Here is a 24,843-nt window from a genome sequence, read left to right on the forward strand (position 1 = left end):
GTGTAACCTCCGTAAAATTGAATTACCTCTCCCCTCCAGAAGAACTGGTTACATTGAGTTTGACTAAGGAAGTTTGTATATCGTTGTTCCCATTATCTGCATAAGTACAGGTGATTTTGAAATCAAATGTTCCAACGATAGGAGTGTTCATTCCTGAGATATCACCATTTGAACTAAGGTCGCTAAAGCTCTTACCTCCAAAATCATCCCAATTGGAACCATTAACAGAAGGTATTGAAGCTACACACTTATAACCTTTACTTGTATCAGCATCAAACTTTGGATCTAATGTGTTTTTCCATTTCAAACCAAATGGATAACCCTTCTTTACTGTAAATGATGTTTTGTCAGCATTAGGACCTGTGGTACCTATTTTGAGAGAAAAAACTGACGGAGGTATTATGACCCCAACTTCTACACTAGTCTCTTTTTTCGCCACTGGGTTTCCGCACTTTATTGAGAATGTTGTTGTTGATAGTAGTGCGTTAGAATCAACCGAACCGCTTACAGCCGTATATACCGCAGGCCATGGATAAGTGGTCAAACACGATGTAGTGTTTTCTGATGACCATGTAAGCTTTGTTTTATTCCCCGGAGTAGTTCCTAATGTGACTTTAGTTGGATTAGCTGATAGACTAACGCTGATATCGCTACCATAAGCATAGATAGTTACCGTAGCTGGTGCACTTGTTCCACCCGGACCAACACAGGTCATACTATATGTAGTCTCTTCATTAGTTAAATCACCAACATCTACATTGCCAGATATACTCAAACCAGTCTTTGTCGTATTTGGCCAGGCAGTAGCTTCGCAAGAAGTAGGCAAAGATACATCTTTATTCATGACTAACCAAGTCAATTGCAGAGGAAGGCTTCTCTTGAAACTATCCTTCAGAACATAAAGATCGTTGGCTGTTAGGGAGACTTCTGGAACGGGTGGAAGTGGTGGATCGCTTAAATTAATAGTATACGTCCCCCAATCAACTGAAGGCATATCATGTTCATCGTAGGCCATAACCTTAAATGAATGATTTCCGGTCGCTACATTCGTTGACCATGCTTTTGTACCCCAAAGAGTCGTGCCAGAATTTGTATTACCTGAGCTTGGTAATATCTGATCCACATTACCGTCACTATCCCAATCAATTTTATATCTAACCTGATCTCCGTCAGGATCCGTAGAAGAAGCAAAGAAGGTATATGTAATTCCTTTAAAACCTGTTGTTGGACCTACTATAGTAGGGATCGTAGGGGGGTTGTTGGTTACTGGAGCTGAACCAACATCCAACATATATCTAACCGTTACACTAGGAACCTCTAAGACATACGGGGTTTTTACAAAAGAACCACCAAACGATAATGGAATATTATTCCCATAGCAGCCTTTATTGTAAGATCCACCACCATTTCTAAAATCATAATAACGATAATAGAACTTACCTATTGTTGAACCGAAATTAAATTTTATATCAAGTCCACCGGCATAACTTACACCATAATTAGGCCAACCATAGCCATATGGTTCACCCCAAGTTCCCCATACTCCACCAGTACCAACATTGCCATTAGTTATCGTGTAATCTGCATAATATCCTCCCGCATCAGAAAGTAATGGATAAGATGTACCATTTATTGTAACTGTTTTATTTGTTGGAGGAGCTATCACTAGAGGGATATACGCATCCCAATCTCTTCCATATGGATCTATACTCTGTTCAACATAATCTTTAGCAGAACAACCTCCTAAAGTCCTAGTGGGTAAAACTGCACCATCTGAATAATTATATCTTCCAGTGGTATCCCAATCATCTACAGCGCCTTGAGGAGAGTTGCCAAGGACTTCTACATTATTATCCGACACACCAGGGTCGGCATTGGTATTCCATTCTCCATAAGGAGAATCCATTGTGTATCCCATTCCAAACCAAAAAATATCGGTTGGAAGATGCGGAGAAAACCTTAACCTTAATTTCGTTCCCGCTGGTATTGACGCTCTATCAGAAATTTCATTAATAACATTTCCATTGGTATCTATTGTAAATATTTTAGCTCTATATTTAATTTGAACCGTTCTACCTTTTACAGATTCACCCCAACCATGAGAACCTCCAAATCTATCCCAATAATAATAAAGCATATTTGATATAACATCTGTCTTAGTATCAGTCCACATAGTCTCTTTCGCTTCTGTAACCGAAGGTGTAAACATAAACCCTAAAGGAAGCAACAGCAAGATAAATATTGACTTACTAATAGCCACCCTCCTTCTATGTATCACATAACCAATAGCTATCAGAACAAGAAGGATAAAAGCTATAACTGTAACGACGAGACCAGTATTATTTTTATTACATTTCGTAGGATCTATAATATTACAATCATAAACAATAGTTGACTTATCCACCAACTTCCCAGCCTGCCAGAGTGTGGCTGTAAGAGAAAACTTATCCAAATTATCTTTTGATATAAAATCTTTTTTCAAAGCCATCATAGACCCTGTAACTCCACCTTCGTAAGTATAAATATCAACTATTTTTCCTTCTTTATCTTTAACTTCAAGAGTCAATTTGCCATTTTGTACAACATGAGCAGTACCACTATTATGTAAACATGAAAACATTGTGGATGTTGCTCCCTTTATTATCGGAAACTGCATAACTGAAGGGAAATTGAGTCTTATTCTATCAACTCCCGATCTTACAAAGCGGATATTCAGGATTGACCTGGTATCTCTATATTTTAATTCTGTTACAAGATAGTAAACAGGAAATTCTTTATCCGGCACCACCAATGATGTCTTGGTAAAAGATTTGGCTTTTACGAACACCTTGGTAGAAGTTGCTCTTATGAAATTATCTGAACTCATAGCATCCCAGCGATACAAATTCCACTTGACTTCAACAGTCTCATCTTTATTGGTAGTATTGGCTACTACTACAGAAACATTAGCAGAATCTTTATCTTCTATACGTGGAGGAAAAGCGGCAAAAGCAAAAGCTCTATCATTTATAAATACCGCAGACTTATCAAAATATACGGAAGAATCCACATTACTAATCTTGAAATCATAAGAATTACCTACTACATCATCTGTAAAACTCAACCCTAAAAGATTGAACTTTTTATCCGTAACAAAGAAACTAGCTATACGATAGTCTCCACCACGAACATACAGAGGTACTGGCCAAGAAAAAGAAGTTTGAATTGATGATTTTGCAGGGATAACAATATTGTCCATAGCCACAAACTGATCTATAACGTCTGGACCGTTGACATCTTTTTCTACTCCCTTTACTTTAAAAATCTTTACGTACAATGTTCCACCAACAACAGGATAATCATTGTTATTTCTTATAGCACCAGAAAACTGCATAATCATACCTGAAACAGCATTAGGACTACTAGCTACAATATCGGTTTGGACACTTCCAAAACGGTAATAGTCAAAACAATTGACAGAATCTTTAGGGACAATTACAGCTTCTTGATATACAGAAGTTGAAGCGAGGGAAGAAGACTCGGCTTCTATTTCTTTTGGTGTCTTAGAATCCAAAATCCTCTTTATTCTTTCAGGGGAAAGATATCTTACACTCTCTTCTGTCAAACCATAATCCGCAAGAGTATGTGGTTTACTCTGGGTTGTTTGTGCCAAAACTACGTTATTTAAAAAACATACACTAAACAAAAACAACCCTATTCCAATAGTTTTTCTCATATAACTATATTTTACCTTAAATTACTCACAAAACAGAGAAAAAATGTGGACAAGTCCTCCCGGAAGCCTCGCTTCCGCTAAACCAGCAACTTTTTTAGATCAAAACTAGCATCACCAAGCTCGCGGTGATATTTGGAAACATCAATATTCTTTTCTATAAGCTTGGAAATAGTACCCATTTCATTGGTACGATTTATGAGGGTAGCACCAATAAGTTCTTTACCGACAATAAAGATGCGCCCGAGTGAACCACTTTTTGCATCCCCTCTAGAAATTATCACTCTATCTGAACCCGGAGCAGTATCACCGACAAAAGCGATTGAGATACCAAAACCTTGAGTAGTATAAAAAGAAACAAATTTGAAAGGCTCGGGTTTGTTTACCATTCCCAAACCAGCGATACGTCCTTGCTCATGAGCAGAAACCCAATTCCCCATTTGAACATTTTCCTCTAAAATCAAATCTTTGTATTCTGTAATATCACCAGCTGTCCAAACATCATCAGCACTAGTCTCCATAAATTCATTTGCGATGATACCGCGCTTCACTTCCAAACCGGCGGACTTGACCCATTCTAGATTGCTAGTAGTACCAATACCAAAAATCACAACTTCACATTCTATCTTCGTACCATCTTTGAGGATCACACCTTCCACTTTTCCACCCTGTGGTGTCCTCGAACCATCTTGTGGTGAGCCTGTCGAACCATCACCAGTTATTTCTTTAATTTCATTTAAATGTAAAATCTCAATCCCAACTTTCTTCATAGCCTTCTCAATAATAAAACCTGAAGATTCATCCAAAGTAGGATCCCAAAAATATGGCTCACGAAGAACTACTGTGGTCTTCATTCCCGCCAATTGCATAAGGTCTGCCATCTCAAAACCAATAAAGCCTCCGCCGACAGTGACCGCTCTCTTGGCAGTTTTTATATTCTCCATAATTCCCTTACCATCTTCCAAAGAACGCAAATAATGCACGCCTTTCTTGTCCGCACCAGGCATGACGGCTTTGCGTGTAGCTGTACCTATGGCTATAAGTAATTTTTCGTAAGAAATAGAATCACCGTCTACAAGTCCGACTTTTTTATTTTTATAATCCAAACTATTGACAGCTTTACCTCCAAGAAAAATAATATTCTTTTCTTTATACCAAGCTTCCCCTTTGAGCCAAATCTGATCAAAAGGAATCTTTTCCAAAAAGAAATTTGGTTTGGAAAGCATTACTCTGGAATACAACAAATAAGGCTCGTCTGAAACGATAGCAATAGAACCTACAGGGTCATTTTGACGAATAGTCTCAGCAGCTGTCACCCCAGCGACACCGCCACCGATTATTAGATACTTGTAGTCGGACATGACAACAGTGATTACTTAGGAAAAACTTGCTTACCTTCTTTGTCAAACAATAAAATAGCTTTTGTAGGGCAAGACTCTGCTGACATCATAAGAGTTGCGTCGTCAGCACTATCGGCAGCTGTGACGACGGCTTTATTTTCTCCATCAAGCTCATAAGTAGAACCAGAAACAGCCAAACATGATGCTGCACCAATACATAAATCACGGTCTATCACTATCTTTCCAATCTTTGAATCTGCTCTATTACGTGGATATTCTTTTGTATTTGCCATGTTTTCTTTGCGTCATCCCCGCGAAAGCGGGGATCCAGGATATTACCAATAAATTCAGTGGTTGTATCCTGGATTCCCGGTCCATTTGACACGATTTTGCTAAATCGCTTTCGCGGGAATGACAACATTAATTACTTTTTAATAAATACTTCTTTAAACCCTGGAATTTCTTCTTTCATAATTCCAGCAATAAGCATATTATACGTCATATCAGCCAATGAACAATGTGAACAAGTTCCACTTATGTTCAAAGTGACGACTCCGTCTTTATGACTTATAAAATCCACATCTCCTCCATGCATTCTGATATAAGGACGAACTTTGGCGAGAATCTCTTCTATCTTTTGTATATCTTTATTTTTATCAAGTTTTGCTTTCATAACATTTTGTCACGGGTTAGAAATTAGTAATTAAAAATTAGAAATTCTCTTTTTTACCCGAAGTATTTCTCTTTATAAAACCTTATCAATTCCTCCACTGCTGGTATACATTCTGGATAACCAATACCGACCTTCGTACGCTTTTGAACAGCTTCCAAAGTCGTCGCCCCTTCCAAAACAGCTTCTTCTATATCAGCTTCTGTAACCTTGGTATTTGGGTCAACCACTTTTTCACCTTCTATCAAAATCCTATCAAGTTGACCCGTCTTTTTGAACCAATGATTTATAGCCGCTCGTAAGGCTTTGTCTCCAAGAACCGAGCAATGTATTTTACGATCTGGTAAACCACCCAGACGAGCAATGATGTCTTGTGGTGTTATTTTTAAAGCCTTCTCTATCTTCATACCTTTCTTTTCTGTGACCATAACCGAAAGCATGGAAGTAGCGGCGATGGCACTAGCACAGCCGAATGTTCTCCACTTGAAAGCGGTAATCGTATCCCTTTTTGGATCTATGTTTAGCCAGATTCGCATAACATCCCCACAAGCTGGTGAACCAACTACTCCTTCAGCATCATATTCTGCTTCCTTTGGATTTTCCCAGAGTAAGTTTTGAGGAGAAAAGAAATGATCACGTACTTCTTTAGAATAAGCCCACGAACCACCAGTGTGTCTGTTAACAACATCAGGTTTCTTTAAATTAGATTTGGTTACTTTTTTTATTTTTTTCATATTAATTAGTATTTAGAGGATAGGGATTAGGGGTTAGGGAATCATACGGCGATTTCCCTAGTCTCTAATCTCTAACTTCCTAATCCCTTCTTTGCCTTTCTCAGAAAGTGCGGTGTCTTATTCCCAACAAAAGCTCGCGGATCAGACATTACCTTCTTTTCATCTTCAGAAAGATCCAAAGGGGAAATCCTCCTCAACCTTTCAACAATCTTTGGTAAAAATTTCAAGACATACTTCACGTCAGACATTGTCGTCTCTGGACCTAACGTAAATCTGATACTACCATGGACGAATTCATAAGGATTACCCAAAGCAGTGAGAACATAAGAAGGTTCCAAACTTTCAGAATTACAAGCTGAGCCTGTATTTATCATTATTCCATGTTCGTCCAATTCCAAAAGAAGCGACTCTCCTTCTATGTCCAAAATAGAAATATTAAGAAAATTCGGCAAACGTTTTGTAGGATGACCATTCAAAACGACTTTCTTAACTGAACCAAATATACCTTTCTGCAAAGCATCTCTAAGCTTTTTTGTGCTAGCCATACCTTTCTTTTTGTAAATTTCATTGAGCTCAACAGCTTTACCAAAGCCAACAATAGCTGGAACATTTTCTGTACCAGAACGAAGTTTACCTTGATGACCACCCCCATATATTATCGGATTCAACTTGAGGCCTCGTCTGACATAAAGACCACCAATACCTTTTGGACCACGAAGTTTGTGAGCCGAAAGTGTCATGAGGTCAACCCCGAGTTTTTCAACATTTATATCTGCATAAGCGGCCGCCTGACTTGCATCGGTATGAAAATAAGGTATCGCTTGTTGGTTATTGGTGTTTGATGTTTGGTTATTTTTAATTTTAAACTCTTTTATAACCTCCGCAATCTCTTTTATCGGTTGCATCGTTCCAGTTTCACTATCAGCCATAGTTATAGAAACTATGATTGTTTTGTTATTCAAATTTTTCTTTACATCTTCTGGACTGACCATGCCATCTTTACCAACTGGAAGTTTAATGATTTCAAAACCTTCTTTTTCCAAAGCATCACAAACTGCCATTATGCCTTTATGTTCCAAAGCTGAAATAATAATTCTTTTTTTCTCTACGTTTTTTTCTCCACCGATAGAACCGTGGGCGCGAGCTGTCCCAATAACCGCCAGATTGTCTGCTTCTGTAGCCGATCCTGTAAAAACAAATTCATCTGTACGACAATGCAAAGCTTTTGCTATTTGCTCCGAAGCTTGAACGATCGCTTTTCTAGCACAACGGCCAGTTTCGTAAAGGTTGGAAGCATTACCATAATCATCCGTGAGATATGGCATCATCTCTTTTAAAACACGCTTATCTAGGGGTGTTGTGGAGGCATTATCAAAATAGGCTTGGTGTTTCTTCATGGGTTTATATATTAACATGAACCATAAAGTCACACCTCTTGACATTGGCTACATATCGTAAAGTCTACATTTATATTTACGGCTTAATGTAGCCATTTTTTATCAATTATGTAAATTAAATGCAAAAATACTTGACAAATATTGTGGGTATGCTATACTACTAGTGCCAGGATGAGTTTATAACAAGTCTCTGGCGTACCAAGTGGTACTACTATAGAGTTCGTTGAAAGTGTAAGGAGATGAGATTGGCGGATTGTCTATCGGGTTTCCGTTCTCTTAACTCCTCTACAAGCAAGGGTCCACCAGCTGCGGCTACGTCGCTTACGGGGACTAAATGAGCCTACAGATTATGTACGACAAATGGAAGATATGTCGTCATTTGGTTCATTTAAGATTCAACTTCCTCATCCCCACCTTTCGACATGTTTGATAGGGGACGATACGGTTAAAATAAGTCTTGCGCATAATTGGTTGCCGCAAATCATTCCGGCCCGATATAAGAGCCGGTTTGGTAAAAAGGGGTATTTTCGCGAAATTCCCCGCAACCGCATCAGTAAAAAACAAAGTCCTTCCGTGTCACTTCCAGTGACATAGGAAGGCTTTTCTTTTTGCCCACTTTTTTAATTGGAATTTTTTAATTACTCAGACGATGGAGGAACCGACCATTACACATACATATTTTTAATACCCCCAGGGGGTATTCAAATGAAAAACGTCAAACTTTTCGACATTTTTATGATGTAACAAAAATGACGCCGTCCTACACATCTCTTTTTCCAACAAATAAAATGTGACGGAAAATCCGTCACATTTTATTTGTGAAGAAAGAGGACTCACTCCCCCTCCGGGGGGAGGGGGACAAATCATATCCGTCTTTAATATCTCTCCGCTCTCGCGCGCGCCCCGCCTTCAAAATTATTTGAAAAATTCAATCTCAACCTCAATTCAATCTAAATTCAAACGCAAAAAGAAAACTGAATCCAGCCCACCAAAAACCTTGACACCTCGGTAAAATATGCTAGAATTTTTGAATGAACAACGGACGAAACGAGAAACGTAGCAACGATATGGAAAACTCAGAAAAGCCTGTGTACCCTATGCGTATCAACAAATACCTCGCTCAACATAAATACTCAACGCGCAGAGGTGCTGACGAAATAATTGAAAAGAAACAAGTCTTCATCAACGGAAGATTGGCTGTCCTAGGAGATAAGGTCAACGAAAATGACAACGTTGAAGTCCGCTTTCGAGGTAAACAAAAGCCCCTCGTCTACATTGCCTACAACAAACCAAAAGGTATCTCCACCGATTCTTCTCAAAGAGGTGAAACGGGTATCAAACATGCAGTAGCTTTGCGTGATGTCTTCCCTGTCGGACGATTGGACAGAAGTTCACACGGGCTACTCATCCTCACCAATGACGGACGTATTACCGAGAGACTCACTGGTCCAAATCATTTTTATGAAAAAGAATACGTCATAAAAACCATCAACAAGCTTCGCAATAATTTCAAACAAAAAATGGAAGAAGGTGTGATGATAGATGGAGAAATGACCGCTCCTTGCAAGATTCAAATCATCAACGAAAATACCTTCCAAGCAATCATGACTGAAAGCGGAAAACATCAGATCGGCGCCATGTGTTCTGCTCTTTTTCAAGAAGTAGAAGATTTGAAACGCACTCGGATCATCAATATTCAACTCGGCAGTTTACCTGAAGGTTCTTACAGAAAAATCGAAGGTCAAGAGCTAGAAACATTCTTGCAAAAATTAGATTTGTAATGTGTGCTATAGTGAATTCATGGAATCACTCATTAAAGCAGACATTTTCTTTTTCATATCTTCTATAGCAATAGTCATACTAGCTATCCTAATCTCCGTACTCTTGTTTTACCTTATAAAAGCTGGGAAAAATCTCTATGCTATTTCAGAAGCCCTCAAAGAAAATTTCAAAGGATCAGAAGAATATGTCATTGAACTCAAAGAACGTCTAGAAGATAATATGGTCTTCCGACTTTTCTTTCCTCCAGCAAGGAGAAAAAGACAAGCTTCAGCAAAGGAGGTTGTCGTTAAAAAATAGTATTACTACAGTCTAATTAATCAAATAAAAAATGAAAAAGAAAACAACAAAGGGCGCTGGAAAAAGTGTTGGCGCGGTTAAATTGGCCGTACTCGGTGCCAGTCTCGCAGGTCTAGCTGCAACAGCATATTTTTTCCTTGGACCAAAAGGACGAAAACATCAAAAACAAACCAAAGCTTGGGCTATAAAAATGAAAGGTGACGTTATTGAAAAACTAGAAATGGCCCGTGAAGTAGTCAGTGAACCAGCTTACCAAGAAATTATTGATTCTGTAGCTAGTCAATATACCAAAGGAAAAAAGGCTAGTAGTAAAGAAATAATGGCCTTAGCAGAAGATTTAAAGAAGCACTGGAAAAAAGTCTCAAAAATGTTATAATAGCATCAGAATTGGATTTGATTTATGTACATAAACAACCTCATAGAATATCTCCCGTCTCTGGGAATATTCGCGGTTTTCTTTGTTGGTTTCTGTTTCCTCTATCGCCTATACAAAAATGTAGGTCGGAGGTGTAGGAAAAAAGGGTGCGGTTCAATCCACGTCAAGAGTGTTCACAAGATTTACCTTGGCGAAGGAGAAACTTTCTCTCTTTTTGGTCCGAACAGAAAACTACGCTGGTGGATAAGAAGAGTCCTTTGTCTATCTTTTCGAAAATGTCCACGTTGCGGACATACCGAATTAGTAAAGACTAGTACTGGACCTATTTCACTGGCTCACATTTGGTGGGCCAAACTCAGATATCCCGAACAATTTCGAGATGATGGCAATTTATACACCGTCGCTGATTTTGCACTTAGAGATCTTCTCAACAGAAAAACTCTCCGAGAACACGGCGAACACGCTGTGATTTGCGATGACCCACCAATTCATGTAGAATTGTAACGCATGAGCATAACAGCTTGCATGAGGCATTCCTGAAGCCTCTTCACACCCCTCACATACAAAATATGTGAGGGTCTTTTTTTACACTGTGTCATTCCCGCCTTCGCGGGAATGACATCACAAAATTATGCTAATATGAAATTATGCAAGATAACGAAGAAACCATCTGGGATGTAGCTGTAATCGGTGGTGGACCAGCCGGCATGATGTCGGCGGGAAGATCGGCTGAACTTGGAGCCAAGGTTATTTTGATTGAAAAAAACGACACTTTAGGCAAAAAACTTCTCATTACTGGTGGCGGTAGGTGTAATGTTACTAACGCCGAATACGACAATAGAAAACTCTTGGAAAGATTCAAAGATGATGGAAAATTCCTTTTCTCTGCTTTTTCTCAATGGAGCGTCAAAGAAACTTTGGATTTCTTTCACAACCATAAAATGGAGACAAAAATAGAAAACGAACAACGCGTCTTCCCTCTCAGTAACAAAGCCGAATCCGTTTGGAACATTATGGTTGAATATATAAAAAGTAACGGCGTCACCGTACTTTCCAACTCTCCAGTAACTGGTGTTTCCAGAGGTGAAGCCTCCGGAAAGGCCTCTGGAACAGAAAAACCCTGGATTATCAACATCTCCGGAAGCGAGGCTTCCGTAATTCGCGCAAAATCAGTAATAATCGCCACTGGCGGAACTTCTCATCCAGAAACAGGTTCTACTGGAGACGCTTATGCTTGGTTAGCAAAGATAGGTCACAAAATCATTGAGCCTACACCGTCACTCGTGCCACTTGCTGTAAAGGATTCCTGGGTCAAAAAATTGGCTGGCGTCAGTCTAACCAATATCAGACTTACTCCTTTTCAAAACGGCGTAAAACAAAGTGCAAAAATTTCTGCAACTAAAAAAGGTCTGGCAAAATCAACTCAAAAAATACTATTCACCCATGTCGGTATCAGTGGACCAACGGTACTCAATATGAGTAGAGATATAGGAGAACTCTTGAAGTATAGCGAAGTTATCATTTCTCTAGACCTTTTACCTGATTTTGATTATGCCAAGCTCAACGAAAAACTGCAGGAAATATTCAAAGAAAATGATAAAAAGAAATTCAAAAATAGTTTAGATAAACTTATACCTTCAGCAATGGTTCCCGTAATCACAGAGCTTTCCAAAATTGACTCTGAAATAAACTGCAATAGCGTCTCTCGTGAAGAACGTCTACGACTCGTAACATTACTCAAAGATATTCCAATGCATATAGACAAACTACTTGGCGTAGAGAAAGCCATCATTTCTAGTGGTGGTGTTTCTCTGGAAGAAGTAGATTTCAAAACAATGCGTTCTAGGATTTCTCCAAACATCTTTCTTGTTGGCGATATATTAAATATAGACCGACCATCTGGCGGTTACAGCCTACAGATATGTTGGACTACAGGTTTTGTCGCAGGGACAAATGCTGTACAAAAAAGCCCCACATTACTGCAGGGCTGAGATTAAAAACTCACTGACCAACAAACCGACATCGTATTTATGAGGCGCCGATCAAACCACTAGGCGCTCGCGGTGGCAAGACTCTTCTGGCAAAGGCTTCGTCTCTTTTAGATTTTTCTTGAAAAGACTGATACCGTTTTTTTGCTTCTCCATTAAAAAACCACCTGAGCAAATCATAACCTTCCGGGGATTTGTACAAGGTTATTGCTATGCCACGTTGTTCAAAATGAACAATAGAAAGGATGAAGTAGGCTTTATTCCCATGATCACTCTCTGATAGACGATGCAAAGCCGATTGAATATTTTCCTGACCCCACCTCCACTCACGACTTTCAGGGATTATTCTTTCTGGTTTACCTTTCACAACCCACGGCCTCCACCACCTGGCAGGCTTGGATGGTACTGCGGGAATTTTTCTTTCTGGCGTTATTTCTTCCCACCCGCCGACATGGATTAGTTTATTACCTCCACTATCCAAGATACGAACGGTTGCTTGATGTCTAACATACCCAAAAAACTGATGGACCCTTTCTTTTCTAGTAAAAAGATTGGTCCTTATCTCTGTACGAGTGACTCGCTCATCAATCTGTTCAGGGTACCCCGACAATATGTCCTTCTCAATCTCTCTTGCACAAACCGACTTAACTATTTTCGGGTTAGCATACTGTACCAACCATGGGAACTCTTCAAAAAACGCCTTAACCTTTGTTACTGGCATTTCACTAATATGGTTTACTATCTGCATTGTTACTCCTTCGGTATCACACCGCGTTACGAACAATAGGCGTCACGCCAACTGTCCTGGATTATTATCAATGACCAACTACAAAATAGAGGATAACATAACAGTTTTATTTGTCAAACAATAACTTGCAATATTATAATAAATGTGATATAATTGTAAAAGAATTAGTTAATTTCAGAAAAACCAAAAAACTGAAAAGTTGACAACAAAATAAAGGAAAATATGAAAATAAAAAACCTCATACTCACACTATCAATATTAGTGAGTACGATTAGTGTGGCGTTGGGTGCTTATTCGGGAGTGGTCCTAAAGACCACCTTAAACAAACAAACCGTCTTTGTTGGAGAAGGTTTCTACGAAGCTTTTGTCGTCTCCGCTGAAGTGGCTCGTCATTATGCTTACAAGATTCAATCAACGACAAACTTGAACCAACCTCAATGGGTTGACGAGGTTACGTCAATCACTGCCATGGATACAAATTTATCTCTAGCAATGCCACTCACGGCATCTGGAAATAAATTCTTTCGGTTCGAAGAATTGGGAGAGGGACAATATGTAAGTATCTCAAATGATCCTGCTTCCCCTTTGACTAGCGATATACAAGTAACAACAAACGATGTCACAAGTAATGTACCGTTAGTAATCTATGGTTTCAAATCACATGTTGCAAATGGAACTATAACAAACGTATTGATTGAAGTAGTTGCAACATCACCAACAAATGACACTTCTTACGTCTTCAATTCAATAAAATTAAAGGTAGGAAGTTTGACATATTTAGGACAAGTCGCAAGTACATCTGGGAGGAGTGAAATATTTCCCGGAATTTACGGTTATGGGTGGAAAATACAATTCAGTAATATTACCATCCCCTTACCTGTAGATACTTACGTACCAGTAACTATCGCCGTAGATGTTGCCCCGAACACAAACGACACCTTAAACGGCATAAAAATATTCGCCGGTAAAGGAGGTCTCTTACAAATAGATATTGAGGATATAAGTCACAACATCATATCTGTTGAAGAAGAATCACCAAGAAGTAGTGCTGTGTTAACTCTCATTGGAAACTAGAAGGCTAGTCTTCCACCCAGATCCCTGCAAAGTAACAACTTTGTGGGGATTTTTTAATTAAATTCGTAAACAACTTATATATAATGGTCAATAAGCCTTTTCTTACCGTCTTTAGCAACCTGTGCAATTTTTGCACAGGTTGACTCTGCCTCTAATTCCTTGGTTTCTATAACGTTTTGTACATGTTTGACGATACCACTACGATCAATACCAAAAAGGTCACTCATTTGTTGAGCATTGAGCCAGACCGTATTGCCATCAATAGGCACATCTAATTTGAGCGCTCCATCTACTGACTCATACAAGATGATATTCTTTGTCTCTTTCATAAAGCAATTTTATCACAAAATGTGTCCACTTTATGGGGTACATTTCAAGAATGGAAGTGTGGTGAAATGAGAAACGGTAACGGAGAAATATTTGACAGGAAGTTCATAGATTGAAGATATGCGTTAGAGTAGTTATAGTTTATATAATTATATATATGTAGTTTATACGTTGTATTATATAGGTATTATTAGTATATAAAGTGATAATTTATGCCACTATCATAGGTTAGAGCATCAGTTGGTGTATATAAACAGATATATGCAGTTTTTAGCAGCCAAAAAATAGGCCTAAAAATACCGCTAATTCGAGAGTGTGGCTGATTTTTTCCAAAATTTTAGGCTGAATTTGTTCGCGATCACTCCATTATCTAGCTCCTTGCGATAATCTACACGAATATATCCTTTATTCCCTTAGATTAGGGCATGAATCGAGGGGCTCAGTTATCTTTGGTCTCAAGCAATCTCCTTGTACCGTAACAGAGACAAAAAACCGCCCCGCCCCCGATCCCAGAGAATGGAAGTGCGGTGAAATGAGAAACGGTGACGGAGAAATATTTGACAGGAAGTTCACAAATCGTGTAGACTAGGTTCTGTAGCTGATAGCTCAATCATTATAAATAACCACATTCACATGAAATCAAACGAAAAAGATCCCCTCGCAGAACTTTTCACAGATGACGTCAAATCGATGGATCGTCAAGCTGTAGCGAATTTTCTTAAGCCATACGTGGTTCTTGATAGAACCTCCAATCAAATTAGATTCCTGCCAGCTTTTGAGAAAGTAGGCGGCAATATTGAAAAATTAGAAATTGCTCTTATGGCCTCAAAAGCCCTTTCCTTACTTGTTGACGGTCATAAAGATGGACTGACCCAGGTACAAATCACAGGAATGGGTATTATGCCGGAAGGATCGGTAAAAGGAACATTAAAAAAGCTCTTCGATTCAAAGCAGATTAAGAAAAATACAGGAGATGCGAGTTACTACATTCCAAATTATCGAATCAACGAATTAGTCGGAAAATACAATAACAAAAAATAAAATATATGAATAACGACTCAATAACAAAAAAAATCGATGACCACGAAGAAAGGCTCCTGAAGCTTGAGAAGATACTGAACAGTAGCGTGTCGCCCGAGACTGTGCGCCCTTCGAAACAGCTTTCTCCGAAAGAATTCCTCCTCGAGAAGAAAGCTTCTGGCGAAGTCCAGAAAACTCTTCTGTTGTGTTACTACCTTGAACACACTCTCAGTCTTACCCCTTTTAATCTCGACGATCTAAGCAAGGTGTACAAGCTTGCGAAGGAAGTTATTCCTGGAAACCTTAACGATAAAATAAATAAAAATATTGATAAAGGCTACCTCGTGGAGGCGGCGGAGAAAAAAGATACTAAGAAGGCGTGGCATCTAACCCTCTCAGGAGAGAATTTTATCAGCCAAATCAACAAAGAACAGAATGAATAAGCCAGAACTAGAAAAACAACTGCGGTTTATCAAAGAGGCGGTTAACCAGTGTCTGCTCTCTATTGATACCCTCGAAGAAGATGAGGTATCTGGAAACGACGGAGTCATGGAAAAGAGTGTGAGTCTTTCCACTGAAGGCGTAGATTTTTCGATGCAATCACGCGCATTCTTCAAGAAATATGCCAAGGGCATGTCAGGAACAAAAGTCTTCGTTCTTATGATTGCTTATTTCGTCAACAAGAACAAAGTAGACACTGTTTCCTATAGCGATATCCAGAAAGAGTGGTCAAAAATGACAGTGATCATTAAGCACAAGCCTTCAACCACTTTCGCAGTACGAGCAAAAGAAAGCGACTGGATCAGTTCACCGAAAAACTCGCTCTATTCTCTTAGACCGACATGGAAGGATATCTTTAACAACAATGGCAAAAATTCTTAAAACCATTCCTGACAACCTTGAAGATAAGCTTCTTGAGGAGTACACCGAGATAAAGCGTCGGTTCCAATTGAATGATTGTGGGCCAGCCCAATTGAATGGTGGCAGATTCGCGGAAGCCGTACTGCGTATCTTTCAACATTTACTGAGCATGTCGATTACACCCTTCGGTGAAGACATCAAAGCGGCTGACAAAACGACGATTATCAACAAAGTCACAAACGATGCCAACATCGACGAGCATATCCGTCAGAAAGTAGTATCACTAACAAAGCTACTCCTTGATTTTAGAAACAATCGTGACGTTGCACATCTCGGCAACTTCAATGCAAATAAAATTGATGCCAGTTTTGTTCTCTCTTGCGCAAATTGGATATTCGCCGAGTTTATCCGTGTCTACGGCAATTACACAATGGATGACGCTCAAAAGATGATAGACAAGATTGCTATCCCTAACTATCCAGTCATATTTGATATTGAAGGTGAGGAATTCATCGCAAGAGACGATCTCAGTGTGAGGCAAGAGATACTGGTGCTTTCATCAGCTGAAAAGCGTGACCTCGACTTTCTTTTCTCCAAGACAAAGGATGGCAACAAGACCCGATTTAATATGACTGTCGCTTCCATGGTCTCCAAAAAACTGATCGCCATTAAAGACGGTTTTTATCACCTGTTACCAAAGGGTATAAAAGAAATTAAGGAGAAAAGTCTTTTGAACCACAAGTAAGTCAAAACCCCGCAAATGATTGACCTCTGCGGGATTTGAACGATATCTGTTCTATCGAGCCTTCGGGGTCATCCGATAAAGAAACAATTGCGGGGAGAAAGGGACGATGTTCGAACATTACGACACGAATCTAAACATTTGGTCAACACGATATACCAGTTCTTTCAAAGAGCCATCATATCCCCTTCCTTTGCCTTGTGTGATTGGTGGTTGTTATACCATTGGAACAGTATGGGTGATGAGAAGAACTGACAAAAGAGGGGTAAATTTGCCACAAATGGCAAATATATGGAACCGGGGACCGATTATCGGATATTGTAAAAAAGTGTAGTTTACAGGGCAGTTTTTCAGATTTGGCCCCATTCTTTTGGGATCGACAACCAGTGATTGATAAGTTAAGCTTAAATCATGGAAATACAAGCAAAGATAAAAGAATCCGTTGTCCGCGCAGTTTTGCCAACCCTTCTTGGAAATAGAACCATTGAGGCCGAGTCAATTTTTTGTACGTGGGGAAACAATACCAGCCGCTGGTCGGTCGAGTTGCGAGCCACAGGTTCGGCCAATGTGCTGGTTTGCCCTGTGGAAAATCCTGCGGTGCTCCTACGCAAGGCACTAGCCTCTCTTGCAGCTTAAACTCAGCGGACAATTCGTTTTATATGTGCTGAGACTTTTCTTTCGTCTTTCAGTTGGCACTCCCAAAACCGCAGCACAGTTCATCCTCGTTTGAGCAATTCCCCGTTCACCCTTATACCCAACAATCTGCGGTCCAATCGCAAACGCCTGGCTCTATCCCAAGATGAAGGGCCTTCCTCCTTGGTACAAAAAGCGGTGCCAAAATCAGTCGTCACGAACAGTTTGCCATAGCGCCAAACTTCATGCCGGGGCGTGGCTCTAATTATGAGACTTTATCAGTAAATATTTTCTCCCCAGACAGGGTCAATATCGTTTAAGTCGAAAGCGATTATGCCGATAGTCTGGATGTCATGCTGCTGTGGCAGTGCAGAATAATTTCTAGTGTGATATAATCGGACTAGAATCCTGACTTATGCCAGGGAGTAATGTTCCCCACAGTAAAATTAAACTAAGGATTATTATGAATGTACATTGTACAACTTGCGGTGAGTTGTGGGAAGTTGATTATCTTCAGCATGAAGTAATATTCGAAACTGACCTTTCAGCTTCAGATATAGAAGTTTGGTATTCTCTGCCAAATTCTCAAAAACTCGCTCCAAGCTATCGCGACGAATTACAAGACTCCGGCTGGGAATTTGGTCGGAGCGTGGTTAATGTAGTCCATTGTCCTTGCTGCCCCCAAAAGACTAAGCCAGATTTACAAAGACTATCGGCAAAAGCTGAACTAGAGCGACAATATGGAACTGATATATTAACATTAGCTTCAATCTTTCATAGCTATAACTTGTGATTGAAATCAAACCTCTCTGCAAGAGAGGTTTTTAACTGCCCATGAGACCCTGGCAGGATTAAAACGGAAAAGGAATACTATCTTAATTATATTACCTAAGCTGTTCTCTTTTCAGCAGTTCTTCAATACCGCAATATATATTATGAGGGCTGGACCATTGTTGGTAGCTCTGCAGTCAACAAATTCATAGCAGTGCCTCATCAAAGTCCGACCAACAGTTGCCAGCGGACTTATTATTGTCAACAGAATCATCATTCACTGCACGAAACCGCATATGGCACTTTTCTGTTCCACGCCCCCGTCTTGCGTTTGCCGCAAAAACAGAAAGAAATGCTGGCCAGGAACACCCAATATAAACTGCCGCTGGAACTGAATCTGCAAGCAAAGTCGCCAGAAGACCGCCAATGACTGAATAAACAACTGAAAATAACATAAGCTTGATTTGTTTCGCCTTAGGTCGTTTCCGACCAGACTCAAGCAGTTTCCTCCAACGCAACAATTCAGGAGCAAAGGCCCCTATTAGACCAGCATAGAAATAACACATAACATCATTCATATTACGTTTGTAGCGTCGATTTCACGATCAGACATGCACACTGTCACTATTCTACTTAGTATTTGACATTCTAAACCCATAGACAACATCTTCAAGCGCGCCTTTAATGCAATTGCTCTTACGTCACATTCATTGCCTTCTAAGCTGTACAGCAGTTCTTTGTAGAACGCACGGCTGAACTCAGCGGCGGCCTGATCTTCAACGGAGCCCTGGAAAGCAACGACTTCGCATTCCTTTGTCGCCGCAACAAGGTGTGCCATTCCGGCATCAACTGATTTGCAGCAACTAAAGAAGACAAGAGAGTTAAAAGATTTTGCAGATAAACTTGCAACTAGCGTTTCGGTTGGTAATACGTTAACAGTTGAAGTGCCAAACGGAAAACGGGATTCATTGCCTTTTACGAGAAGGCAGCCACAACGAATACCTTCTCGCCAACACATTTGACCGTGCCCAGCAAAGTGAACAATGTCCCATGTGTGATTCTGCAACGTGGTGACTATAACTTCTTTGCTACACTGATCTGATTCCACGACGTGAACACAGGACACCTTTGCTGGATATGTGCGTTTGTATGTTTCAAACATGTCTTTCAGAGATTCAATCTCGGCCTCCAAGGAAGTTAAAGAAGAAACTACCGGTTGGTTGGTTTGGCAACCATCAAGTTGGCAACTAATACATCCGCTCACATTGGCACAAATGAGGAGAACCCGCAAACCTCGATCCTTAGGGGCCGACCACGCGCAACGCGGAGTCGAACCCACTATTAATCGGCACAACGGTTGCTCCCAGCAGAGGGGTTGTCTGGACGCAGGTAACTGTGTTACTTCAACTGGTAAGGTTGCCCAGTCCTCCTCGACAAAGAATGAAACTGGTAATTGATTCGGCAATTCTAGGAGTCCATGTACTCGGTTGAAGAATTGTGTTGCTTCTGCATCAGGAAAAATCAAAGAACCCAATAACTCACTCACTTGCGCGTAACGAGCAGGCATGTCCTTGCGCGGGATAAGATCGGATTCGGAAATGTATTCTGGACTTCTTGTAATAAGTTCACAACGGTTCCCTCCAAATGCAAGGGCCGCAGGACATGGTTCGCATGCCTTATGGTAGCCACTCTCAGGAAAGGTAGCTATTCGGGCACCACCCTTCTTGATACTTTTTCGTGCGTATTCAATACAAGAGGAAACAATTAGATTTGAAGTGGTAAGCGATGGAAAAGATTTAAGAATGGGAAGTAGCAGTCCCACTGTAAATGGATTGCCGGAAAGCAATTCTCCAGTATTCAAATCCTTATTCTTTAAACATTGATCGAGGCGCGTCAATATTTGCGTGTAATCTAGATTCATTTCCAATGGGAACCCTATGCACCTCAGGATGGATTTAATGCAAGTAACTGTACATGCAATGCTGATTTTACCATTGTTTTGTAATTCTGATTTTTCAGTCGAGTCTGGCATTAAGTGTGCAAAAACGCTCAGTTTAGTATTTGCTTTAAAAGGTTTGGTGAGGTCATCACCAGCATGAAAAAGATTCAAAGCATTAAGGTGGTGCTGACAAAGCTCAGACACACCTTTTCGCAATAATCGAAGCGCTTGAAACCTTTGGAAAATCTGATCTTGCATTCTAGAATTCTCTCTTTCAATACAGGATTATGTGAACATTGGTGGTGATTGCATAGCTTCACTTAAAAGACCATCAGATACATTTAGGTTGCTTGGAACTATTGCTTTAACCCCGAGTGCTTCAGCTATAGCTAGGGCAATTACATTTGACGCAACAGACCCGCTTACCCAGGAAGGATCGAGACCGAATTCCTTAGCTACGTAGTCTGGACTAAGCCGCGAGAACTCCATGGAAAAACGCGCAAAATCTTTTACAAGTATTTCGGAAACATGTATGGAGGAGAATTTTGAAAGTTTTAACGGTAACCGGCAATGGAGCATGAAATCAAGTTCCCCACCGGTGTGTACTAATTTGCGAACCGCTATGGTTTTGCAGGGTTTGATAAAATTCAATATATTAGTCCGTACTTCCGTAAGCATTTGCAAATAGACTTCGTCGGTCATAGGACTATGCCATGGCCACTTATCCGTTATCCGTCTTGTCCCAAAATCAATAAGAAACCGACTGGAAGGCTTATATTTATCTCCTAACCCTACTTGGACGGATCCCCCTCCTAAATTCAGAACAGCCAAAGGTAATCCAGGTTCAAAGGTCGATTTAACACCCTGAAAGACATAATCCAACTCATCTTCAGGCATAATTATCTTAAGAGACCAAGAGAGTTCCTTCTCTATTGCAGATGCAAGATTACTTGCATTCCTAGCTTTCCTTAATGCGGCTGTGCCAGTTACAATAAAATTATTACAACCCAAACGATTACAGTCCATTTTCCATGTCTTCAAAAGATTCACAATTTTGTCGATAGACTCCGTAGAAAGCTCACCATTCTGAAGGACATCACCCATTATACCTAAGGATTTCTTATCAGTATGGATTGGAATGGAATATGCACCAACTCGACTGCGGAAAACCTTTAGCTTGATCGTGTGCGAACCAACATCGACTAATCCGAACAGAGTCCGGTCTGCATTATTTGTTTGGAGGGAGGAGGGTGCATATTTAGAACGAAGAATCTCCGTTAGCTTTGCAAGTAAATCATCTGTGTTATTATAAGGATATGTGATAGCCTTACAAAGGCCTTTGTGAATTCCTGTCCACGGGCTTGAATCTTCGGAAAATCCTCGTAGTAGGGTGCTTGGTTCTGAATCTTTCCTGTGCATGAGAATCAATTGCTTATTTCCTAAGCCAACTGCGTAACCTAACTCTAGATGAACGCCGCGACCTTCTTCAGCCAAAGCAAAAATGAAATCGCTGGTATTGACATGTCGGAAGCACAGGGCACTAATTGCGCCAGGATCGTAGTAAATTTTTCCCCACATTCCTTCATCTCGATGTGGCAAGCAGGTTGAAAATCCGAATGCGAGAAAAACATCCTCGATCTTTTCCAGAAGTTGAACGTAAGCAGGATCGAGGATTTCACCATACTCCCTTGCGTTATTCGGGCGTTTGGAGAAGCGACGAAATGCAGCTGCGATATAGACTTTTGGCATTGGTTTTTTTATTATACCTTAAAGGTGGGTATCAGCAAGTTTTTGTTTTGTTGTTGTATAGACTTTCGAAAAATTGAATAGTTTTTTGTAGAAATCATACATGGTATGTTTGACAAGGATGCGTAAACTACTAAGTGAGAAAGCAAACCACCTTTCCTACAAATAAGCCCTGTAGCATTGGGAACAACAATATCCATAAACATATGAAGAGGCCTAGGAAGCAAAATAATTCCCTTATCATGTATTCCAATGTTGTCCGTCGTCTCTTGCAGAATTGTTGTCGAAAGTGTTGAAAGTGTACCATTTTCCATGCCGATTAATAAACTTTGTTTATTACGCAGAAAATTGGTTGGCATCTGTTTAAAATCGAGAAAATGAAGGCGCCCTTGATAATCCTGAATCCATTCGTAAACTGCGTTTTTTCTAAATTTACATGCAGCGTTTAAAAGAATTCTCAGTTCTCGTTTTCCGAGTATCGGAGTCTTTATTTGTGGAAACCTGATCAGTTTTTCACCTTCCCATTTGTACCAAAACTCTTGTGTATTATATTGGCAGGCAAATATTGTTCCGTTTTTTTCTAAAGCCAATCGTGATGGTGTAACCCCATCCCTCAGAAGGCTTTTCAAGCCTCCAACGATGTATTCAACGTAAAAACCGAATCCTGTTTTTGCTATCACACCAGACACGAAAGATTCAATTCGCTGTTGGACAATGATGCTTACACTGGGGGCACGGGTGAAGATTTTTGAAAGTAAGACGGGCAGATCAGCAGTATTGCTTACCCTTTTTTGTAAAAAGCAGTCTGTTATGCAATCGGATCGAAGATGCCAGTAATCGATTTTAGGATGACGATTCAAGTTTTGGCAAATTGAGGACAAATCCGATCTGTTGACTACAAATCCCACCGGGGCTGGCAGACCCAGCTTTATGATGTGTTTGGCTGCAATGGCCTTAGGACTCATCTTCATTGAGTATCTCGTTTTATAAACATTAATGATACTACACAACGTCTTGATTCTAAACACAAAATCTTGTGAATTGTCTAGTATAAATTCAATTGTGTCAATACTAAGTGCGGTGGTTCGCGTGTCTATAAGGGCATGTCCGCACCTTGTTGCCTTTCCCGTGAATGCGCACATAGTACGGGTGGCTTGAAGCGCAGGTGATTGACATTAAGGCTCACCAACTCCTGGGCTCGCATGCCATAGCAATAAAATTTTTTGGGGTGGAGTTGCGGTAATTTTCAAAAGAGGGGTGCTATCTAATCTCCATTTTAATATAGAAAACTGTTGTGCTGCAAATGAGTACAACAGTTCTGCGAAACGATACTGGATGATGGATACTTTAAAGCGAGCACTCGGGTTGTTCTTTTGAGGCTAGCTTCGTATCGTTCACCAATGTTGGTTCCCTCAATCATGAAATTGGCTGCAATCCGTTGTTTTTGCCAAAGCGCCTCGCGCACGGTAGGTACTGGCCAATTTCCAAACAGATCAAGAAACAGGGCCATCAACTCGCCTTCATAAGGGTCATTTGAATAATAGGCCGAAATGGGGTCGTTGCTATAATTTTGCCCTGCGTCTGTTGGGGCTAATTCCGGATGCAGAACCTGCACGACTCCACGAATAAGATTGGTGCCTGGCTCAATAAACATCGCCACCGCATTGGATCGCATACTGGCAATTCGATTCCAAACGCGGTCAGCCAGATTGCTATGACGGGCGGTTTGACTTTACCTGGGACGGGGAAAATCGGCTGACAAAGATTGAAACTTTAAGCACCGTTACCAGTTCCGGAGCGCCGAGACAAACCATTGTGCCGGTGTATGACTGGCAGCACCGGCGGGTAAGCAAAACCGTGAGCAACTGGAATGCATCCGCCAGCCTCTGGTCTCTAGCCTACAGCCTGCGTTTTGCCTATCATGGTTGGAACGTGGCTGCCGAGTATGATCAGAACAACAACCTGACGAGGAGCCACACTTGGGGCACGGACCTGAGCGGCTCGATGCAGGGGGCGGGAGGTGTGGGTGGATTGCTAATGACCACCTTCCATTCTGGCGCGTATGCCGGGACGTATTACCCAACCCGCGATGGCAATGGCAACGTCAGAAGGCATATCAGGATTGCATACAGGAAATTGACAGTTTGGTTGGGCTAAAGACTTCGCCTAGTAACGCCGATGGGAGCCAGTTATCAAATGAGGAGTACGGTCAAAGGCGTAGCAAGCTACTCAAAGAAAAGGCTGCTTTGGAGGAATTGCTTCGTGATGCAGGAAAGCGGATTGAGCAACAACTAAAACTCTCCGAACATACCTTTGAATTTGCCTGCACCGCACAGGAACGATTTGCCAAAGGAAACATAAAGACCAAAAAACAGATGCTTGCAACTTTTGGATCGAACCTAATTTTGAAAGACAAAAAACTTATAATTGAAGCCAGGGAACCGTTCTTCATCCTGGAAAAGTCCAAATCTGGTGTAAAACTGGAAAGCATGCCTATCGAACCTGAAAATATGAGCCTGTCACAAAGTCTAAATTTAGCTTCAGCCACGTTGCGTCTCTTTGGGTGATCTGTACCCTAAAAAGTAGACACATTGGAACCCTCTAACCCTCGACCCGGGCTAAAAGATGATTTCTGTATTCGACAGGCGTCATCTTTTTTCTGGTCCACTGCTTTCTTTCGTAATTG

At 40.5% G+C, this 24,843-nt stretch carries 25 protein-coding genes; 12 read left to right on the top strand and 13 right to left on the bottom strand.

The window, feature by feature from the left end; genetic code table 11:
- Positions 1–22 precede the first annotated feature (22 nt).
- The 6 genes from WCS89_02335 to WCS89_02360 form a co-directional block, all read right to left on the bottom strand.
- Complete coding sequence (locus tag WCS89_02335) at positions 23–3,715, bottom strand: hypothetical protein (GenBank protein MFA6554324.1); 3,693 nt, start codon at positions 3,713–3,715, stop codon at positions 23–25.
- 77 nt (positions 3,716–3,792) lie between these two features.
- Complete coding sequence (locus tag WCS89_02340) at positions 3,793–5,073, bottom strand: FAD-dependent oxidoreductase (protein MFA6554325.1); 1,281 nt, start codon at positions 5,071–5,073, stop codon at positions 3,793–3,795.
- A gap of 11 nt (positions 5,074–5,084) precedes the next feature.
- Entirely contained in the window at positions 5,085–5,345 is a 261-nt protein-coding gene (locus WCS89_02345; GenBank protein ID MFA6554326.1) for a ferredoxin, read from the bottom strand.
- Positions 5,346–5,476: 131 nt separating this feature from the next.
- Positions 5,477–5,725, bottom strand: a complete 249-nt coding sequence (locus WCS89_02350; protein ID MFA6554327.1) for a NifU family protein — start codon at positions 5,723–5,725, stop codon at positions 5,477–5,479.
- Between the two features lie 53 nt (positions 5,726–5,778).
- A complete protein-coding gene (locus WCS89_02355; GenBank protein ID MFA6554328.1) occupies positions 5,779–6,456 on the bottom strand; it encodes an iron-sulfur cluster assembly scaffold protein in 678 nt (225 codons plus the stop codon).
- Positions 6,457–6,527: 71 nt separating this feature from the next.
- Positions 6,528–7,853, bottom strand: a complete 1,326-nt coding sequence (locus tag WCS89_02360; protein ID MFA6554329.1) for a cysteine desulfurase family protein — start codon at positions 7,851–7,853, stop codon at positions 6,528–6,530.
- Positions 7,854–8,884: 1,031 nt separating this feature from the next.
- On the opposite strand from WCS89_02360, the gene WCS89_02365 reads away from it, so the two are divergent.
- The 4 genes from WCS89_02365 (at position 8,885) to WCS89_02380 (ending at position 12,299) form a co-directional block, all read left to right on the top strand.
- A complete protein-coding gene (locus WCS89_02365) occupies positions 8,885–9,634 on the top strand; it encodes a pseudouridine synthase (GenBank protein ID MFA6554330.1) in 750 nt (249 codons plus the stop codon).
- A gap of 19 nt (positions 9,635–9,653) precedes the next feature.
- On the top strand, positions 9,654–9,932 hold the full coding sequence (locus WCS89_02370) for a hypothetical protein (GenBank protein ID MFA6554331.1): 279 nt from the start codon (positions 9,654–9,656) through the stop codon (positions 9,930–9,932).
- A gap of 31 nt (positions 9,933–9,963) precedes the next feature.
- The gene (locus WCS89_02375; GenBank protein ID MFA6554332.1) at positions 9,964–10,308 is read left to right on the top strand and encodes a hypothetical protein; all 345 of its coding nucleotides are present in this window, start codon (positions 9,964–9,966) and stop codon (positions 10,306–10,308) included.
- Positions 10,309–10,955: 647 nt separating this feature from the next.
- Positions 10,956–12,299 (top strand): NAD(P)/FAD-dependent oxidoreductase, encoded by a 1,344-nt coding sequence (locus tag WCS89_02380; protein ID MFA6554333.1) that lies wholly within the window; start codon positions 10,956–10,958, stop codon positions 12,297–12,299.
- A 37-nt stretch (positions 12,300–12,336) separates the two neighbouring features.
- Here WCS89_02380 and WCS89_02385 read toward each other — a convergent pair whose 3' ends face one another.
- On the bottom strand, positions 12,337–13,044 hold the full coding sequence (locus tag WCS89_02385; protein MFA6554334.1) for a hypothetical protein: 708 nt from the start codon (positions 13,042–13,044) through the stop codon (positions 12,337–12,339).
- 222 nt (positions 13,045–13,266) lie between these two features.
- Here WCS89_02385 and WCS89_02390 point away from each other — a divergent pair, with 222 nt between their 5' ends.
- Positions 13,267–14,118 (top strand): hypothetical protein, encoded by an 852-nt coding sequence (locus tag WCS89_02390; GenBank protein MFA6554335.1) that lies wholly within the window; start codon positions 13,267–13,269, stop codon positions 14,116–14,118.
- A gap of 74 nt (positions 14,119–14,192) precedes the next feature.
- Here the strand turns inward: WCS89_02390 and WCS89_02395 are convergent, their stop codons facing one another.
- Positions 14,193–14,447, bottom strand: a complete 255-nt coding sequence (locus WCS89_02395; protein MFA6554336.1) for a hypothetical protein — start codon at positions 14,445–14,447, stop codon at positions 14,193–14,195.
- Positions 14,448–15,078: 631 nt separating this feature from the next.
- On the opposite strand from WCS89_02395, the gene WCS89_02400 reads away from it, so the two are divergent.
- From WCS89_02400 to WCS89_02425, 6 genes are all read left to right on the top strand, one after another.
- Positions 15,079–15,486 (top strand): hypothetical protein, encoded by a 408-nt coding sequence (locus WCS89_02400; GenBank protein MFA6554337.1) that lies wholly within the window; start codon positions 15,079–15,081, stop codon positions 15,484–15,486.
- 5 nt (positions 15,487–15,491) lie between these two features.
- Positions 15,492–15,908 (top strand): hypothetical protein, encoded by a 417-nt coding sequence (locus WCS89_02405; GenBank protein ID MFA6554338.1) that lies wholly within the window; start codon positions 15,492–15,494, stop codon positions 15,906–15,908.
- Positions 15,901–16,347: a hypothetical protein gene (locus tag WCS89_02410; GenBank protein MFA6554339.1), complete on the top strand. Its 447-nt coding sequence runs from the start codon at positions 15,901–15,903 to the stop codon at positions 16,345–16,347. Before WCS89_02405 ends, WCS89_02410 begins: the two co-directional genes overlap by 8 nt.
- Positions 16,331–17,071, top strand: coding sequence for a hypothetical protein (locus WCS89_02415; protein MFA6554340.1), 741 nt, complete (start codon positions 16,331–16,333; stop codon positions 17,069–17,071). The genes WCS89_02410 and WCS89_02415 overlap by 17 nt, the downstream gene beginning before the upstream one ends.
- A 408-nt stretch (positions 17,072–17,479) precedes the next feature.
- The gene (locus WCS89_02420; protein ID MFA6554341.1) at positions 17,480–17,704 is read left to right on the top strand and encodes a hypothetical protein; all 225 of its coding nucleotides are present in this window, start codon (positions 17,480–17,482) and stop codon (positions 17,702–17,704) included.
- 460 nt (positions 17,705–18,164) lie between these two features.
- On the top strand, positions 18,165–18,494 hold the full coding sequence (locus WCS89_02425) for a hypothetical protein (GenBank protein MFA6554342.1): 330 nt from the start codon (positions 18,165–18,167) through the stop codon (positions 18,492–18,494).
- Between the two features lie 184 nt (positions 18,495–18,678).
- On the opposite strand, the gene WCS89_02430 is transcribed toward WCS89_02425, so the two are convergent.
- The 5 genes from WCS89_02430 to WCS89_02450 form a co-directional block, all read right to left on the bottom strand.
- Entirely contained in the window at positions 18,679–19,050 is a 372-nt protein-coding gene (locus WCS89_02430) for a hypothetical protein (protein ID MFA6554343.1), read from the bottom strand.
- Positions 19,047–20,669: a CHAT domain-containing protein gene (locus WCS89_02435; protein MFA6554344.1), complete on the bottom strand. Its 1,623-nt coding sequence runs from the start codon at positions 20,667–20,669 to the stop codon at positions 19,047–19,049. The genes WCS89_02430 and WCS89_02435 overlap by 4 nt, the downstream gene beginning before the upstream one ends.
- A gap of 27 nt (positions 20,670–20,696) precedes the next feature.
- On the bottom strand, positions 20,697–22,160 hold the full coding sequence (locus tag WCS89_02440; protein ID MFA6554345.1) for a hypothetical protein: 1,464 nt from the start codon (positions 22,158–22,160) through the stop codon (positions 20,697–20,699).
- Positions 22,161–22,171: 11 nt separating this feature from the next.
- Positions 22,172–23,128 carry a hypothetical protein gene (locus WCS89_02445; protein MFA6554346.1) on the bottom strand — a complete coding sequence of 319 codons (957 nt, stop codon included), beginning with the start codon at positions 23,126–23,128 and terminating at the stop codon, positions 22,172–22,174.
- Between the two features lie 305 nt (positions 23,129–23,433).
- The gene (locus WCS89_02450; protein ID MFA6554347.1) at positions 23,434–23,832 is read right to left on the bottom strand and encodes a hypothetical protein; all 399 of its coding nucleotides are present in this window, start codon (positions 23,830–23,832) and stop codon (positions 23,434–23,436) included.
- Positions 23,833–24,301: 469 nt separating this feature from the next.
- Between WCS89_02450 and WCS89_02455 the strand changes: the two genes are divergently transcribed.
- Complete coding sequence (locus WCS89_02455; protein MFA6554348.1) at positions 24,302–24,724, top strand: hypothetical protein; 423 nt, start codon at positions 24,302–24,304, stop codon at positions 24,722–24,724.
- Positions 24,725–24,843: the final 119 nt, after the last annotated feature.

The organism is Candidatus Paceibacterota bacterium (assembly GCA_041666915.1).
GTDB lineage: Bacteria > Patescibacteriota > Minisyncoccia > Phycocordibacterales > PALSA-1337 > C7867-002.

Bases quoted from the DNA above. Each gene is read 5' to 3' on its own strand.
- WCS89_02335 (MFA6554324.1), bottom strand. From the start codon at position 3,715: ATGAGAAAAACTATTGGAATAGGGTTGTTTTTGTTTAGTGTATGTTTT.
- WCS89_02340 (MFA6554325.1), bottom strand. From the start codon at position 5,073: ATGTCCGACTACAAGTATCTAATAATCGGTGGCGGTGTCGCTGGGGTG.
- WCS89_02345 (MFA6554326.1), bottom strand. From the start codon at position 5,345: ATGGCAAATACAAAAGAATATCCACGTAATAGAGCAGATTCAAAGATT.
- WCS89_02350 (MFA6554327.1), bottom strand. From the start codon at position 5,725: ATGAAAGCAAAACTTGATAAAAATAAAGATATACAAAAGATAGAAGAG.
- WCS89_02355 (MFA6554328.1), bottom strand. From the start codon at position 6,456: ATGAAAAAAATAAAAAAAGTAACCAAATCTAATTTAAAGAAACCTGAT.
- WCS89_02360 (MFA6554329.1), bottom strand. From the start codon at position 7,853: ATGAAGAAACACCAAGCCTATTTTGATAATGCCTCCACAACACCCCTA.
- WCS89_02365 (MFA6554330.1), top strand. From the start codon at position 8,885: ATGAACAACGGACGAAACGAGAAACGTAGCAACGATATGGAAAACTCA.
- WCS89_02370 (MFA6554331.1), top strand. From the start codon at position 9,654: ATGGAATCACTCATTAAAGCAGACATTTTCTTTTTCATATCTTCTATA.
- WCS89_02375 (MFA6554332.1), top strand. From the start codon at position 9,964: ATGAAAAAGAAAACAACAAAGGGCGCTGGAAAAAGTGTTGGCGCGGTT.
- WCS89_02380 (MFA6554333.1), top strand. From the start codon at position 10,956: ATGCAAGATAACGAAGAAACCATCTGGGATGTAGCTGTAATCGGTGGT.
- WCS89_02385 (MFA6554334.1), bottom strand. From the start codon at position 13,044: ATGCAGATAGTAAACCATATTAGTGAAATGCCAGTAACAAAGGTTAAG.
- WCS89_02390 (MFA6554335.1), top strand. From the start codon at position 13,267: ATGAAAATAAAAAACCTCATACTCACACTATCAATATTAGTGAGTACG.
- WCS89_02395 (MFA6554336.1), bottom strand. From the start codon at position 14,447: ATGAAAGAGACAAAGAATATCATCTTGTATGAGTCAGTAGATGGAGCG.
- WCS89_02400 (MFA6554337.1), top strand. From the start codon at position 15,079: ATGAAATCAAACGAAAAAGATCCCCTCGCAGAACTTTTCACAGATGAC.
- WCS89_02405 (MFA6554338.1), top strand. From the start codon at position 15,492: ATGAATAACGACTCAATAACAAAAAAAATCGATGACCACGAAGAAAGG.
- WCS89_02410 (MFA6554339.1), top strand. From the start codon at position 15,901: ATGAATAAGCCAGAACTAGAAAAACAACTGCGGTTTATCAAAGAGGCG.
- WCS89_02415 (MFA6554340.1), top strand. From the start codon at position 16,331: ATGGCAAAAATTCTTAAAACCATTCCTGACAACCTTGAAGATAAGCTT.
- WCS89_02420 (MFA6554341.1), top strand. From the start codon at position 17,480: ATGGAAATACAAGCAAAGATAAAAGAATCCGTTGTCCGCGCAGTTTTG.
- WCS89_02425 (MFA6554342.1), top strand. From the start codon at position 18,165: ATGAATGTACATTGTACAACTTGCGGTGAGTTGTGGGAAGTTGATTAT.
- WCS89_02430 (MFA6554343.1), bottom strand. From the start codon at position 19,050: ATGAATGATGTTATGTGTTATTTCTATGCTGGTCTAATAGGGGCCTTT.
- WCS89_02435 (MFA6554344.1), bottom strand. From the start codon at position 20,669: ATGCAAGATCAGATTTTCCAAAGGTTTCAAGCGCTTCGATTATTGCGA.
- WCS89_02440 (MFA6554345.1), bottom strand. From the start codon at position 22,160: ATGCCAAAAGTCTATATCGCAGCTGCATTTCGTCGCTTCTCCAAACGC.
- WCS89_02445 (MFA6554346.1), bottom strand. From the start codon at position 23,128: ATGAAGATGAGTCCTAAGGCCATTGCAGCCAAACACATCATAAAGCTG.
- WCS89_02450 (MFA6554347.1), bottom strand. From the start codon at position 23,832: ATGCGATCCAATGCGGTGGCGATGTTTATTGAGCCAGGCACCAATCTT.